This window comes from Desulfofustis glycolicus DSM 9705, assembly GCF_900130015.1.
Classification (GTDB): Bacteria; Desulfobacterota; Desulfobulbia; order Desulfobulbales; family Desulfocapsaceae; genus Desulfofustis; species Desulfofustis glycolicus.
Map to the genome: position 1 here is coordinate 1 of NZ_FQXS01000079.1, position 2,266 is coordinate 2,266.

Consider the following 2,266-nt stretch of genomic DNA (forward strand, 5'->3'; position numbering starts at 1 on the left):
GCGCCACCGCTACAAAATTCTGGGAATCTGACAAACTCAGGGACAACAAACGGATTCAGGCAGACGCACAATACGCGCTCCTGATCCTGGGCGTTATTGGGTTTGACTAAAAGGGACTTCAGTGCAGCAATTCCTTGCGGCCACAAAAATCATCGATTGGGATCATCCTGACGTTCTATCACGTGCTCGGGCTCTAGCCGAAGGTGCCAATTCTGTTGAAATTTCAGCAAAACGCTGCTTCGAGTGGGTCCGCGACGAGATCAAACACTCACGAGACTACCAGTTGCAAGTGGTTACCTGCGCGGCCTCGGACGTGCTTCATGTTGGCAGTGGATACTGCTATGCAAAGAGCCACCTTCTTGCGGCACTGCTGCGGGCGAACGGCATTCCTGCGGGTCTTTGCTATCAGCGTCTGAGCCGCGATGATAACGGCCCGCCTTTCTGTTTGCATGGGCTGAACGCCGTCCTCTTACCGGGTGTGGGCTGGTATCGCATCGATGCAAGAGGCAACCGTGCTGGCATCAATGCGCAGTTCGTGTCGCCGGTCGAGCAGTTGGCTTTTCCCATCAGGCTTCTGGGGGAGGCAGATTTTCCAAAAATATGGGCCGAGCCGTTGCCCGTTGTGGTTGATGCTCTGCAATCACGTGCAACGGCCGATACTTTATGGGCACATTTGCCCGACGTGGAGCCGCAGACCTAAGCAAAACCCAACCATTGCGTTGATTCTGACGCGGCAAAAACCCGCCGCGCAGGTCACGCCAAACGTTCGCATTCAGGAGAATGAATTGATTGAGTTACAGCCATTTAACGAAGGCGACTTTAGTAAGTTGATAGCCGAGATTCATGACGCCCGGTTTCTCCTTCAGTGGGCCGGTCCAAAATATACCTATCCCCTGGATGCTCCCCAATTACGTGATTCTTTAGCGAATACCAACGGAGAGAAACCATCTTTTAAAGTTTTCAAAGTCATCAGATCAGACACTACGGAAACCGTCGGTCATATTCAGCTGATGGATATTGATTACGATGCTGCAAGTTGTATCCTCGGAAGGGTGTTAATTTTTCAAAATTATCGCGGAAATGGTTCCGGAAAAGCGATGGTAAAAGAGGCCGTTAAAATTGCATTTGAAGATCTGCATTTAGCTGAAATCAATCTAGGAGTTTTTGATTTTAATACTCCGGCAATCGGTGTGTACAAAAGCATTGGATTTACTGAGTTTCAATTCAAGAAAGGTGCAAGACAATTCCAAAATGAAAGCTGGAACGTCATCAGGATGAAATTGAATAAAGATAAATGGTTACATATGAATAATGCGAACAACGGCATTGAGTAGGACGCGCAAAAAGCGCGCGCCTCTCATGCTGGGCGTTATTGCGCCAAGCGAAGTTTGGAGCATCTAGCAGGGTGCAAGTCCCTGTCGGGCAAGGGTTAGCCACCCACCCGTATCGAGTGTTGCGCCTGTGGCGGAGCGCCTGCGTGGATGCAAGTCTGCAAAGGGCCGCGAACAAAACAGGTGAAGCGTACACAGAGAAGGTTATAGGCCATAGGGGAGGCCGCACTCCCTGAATTGCTGGTACAGCCCCGAAATCGAGTATTGTTGCAGTCGACGAGCGTTTTAACGGCCGCGAAGTCAACAGGAAACGACCGCAAACGGCAAGGTCGTGGAAGGCTGCCCGGGTCCTCAGGCTATGGCATGTAATCAGAGATGTTTCAGGAACTTGGGAGACCCCGAAGACTCCTGACCGGCCCATGAGAGGTCGACGCAGGTAGGAAAGCCGAACCGGCAACGGGATAGGTGACCGAAGGTTACTGGGGAGTCGGATCGATCCATAGTACTCTGAGACGGGAGAGCCGATCACATGGGGAAGGGATCGACGTGAATATGCAGCCCGCAAAGGAAACTCATGCCGGACACAGTCGGATCGGAACAACATGAGCCAACCTCACTGCAGGCCATATCGAACAAAGCAAGGCACCAAAAGAGCCATCGTTTCGGTAATCTGTATCGAGAACTGAACGCGGCTCTGCTGAGGAAGGCATGGCGCCGGCCTAACAAGTCATCCGCCAGCGGCATCGACAAGGTCAGTGCCCATGCCTATGCGCAAGACCTCGAAGCCAATATTGCCGACTTGGTCTGTCGCCTGAAAAGCAGGCGCTACAAGGCCAAGCTGGTGTTGTTCCCCACAATATCTGAATGAAAAGCAGCGGTTTTTGTCAGAATCGTTTATCAGTGCTCCATGACAATGCAGATTATTTTGATCCACT

General features: G+C 51.4%; 3 protein-coding genes. 2 read left to right on the plus strand and 1 reads right to left on the minus strand.

From position 1 onward, the window contains the following. Positions 1 to 121: 121 nt before the first annotated feature. Both BUC26_RS22390 and BUC26_RS22395 read left to right on the plus strand, forming a co-directional pair. Positions 122 to 700: a transglutaminase-like domain-containing protein gene (locus BUC26_RS22390; protein WP_073379639.1), complete on the plus strand. Its 579-nt coding sequence runs from the start codon at positions 122 to 124 to the stop codon at positions 698 to 700. Between the two features lie 85 nt (positions 701 to 785). Then, positions 786 to 1,334, plus strand: a complete 549-nt coding sequence (locus tag BUC26_RS22395) for a GNAT family N-acetyltransferase (protein WP_073379641.1) — start codon at positions 786 to 788, stop codon at positions 1,332 to 1,334. Positions 1,335 to 2,058: 724 nt separating this feature from the next. Here BUC26_RS22395 and BUC26_RS24000 read toward each other — a convergent pair. After that, positions 2,059 to 2,266, minus strand: a 208-nt coding sequence (locus BUC26_RS24000) for a hypothetical protein (RefSeq protein WP_208609889.1), incomplete at its 5' end; no start/stop codon positions are given.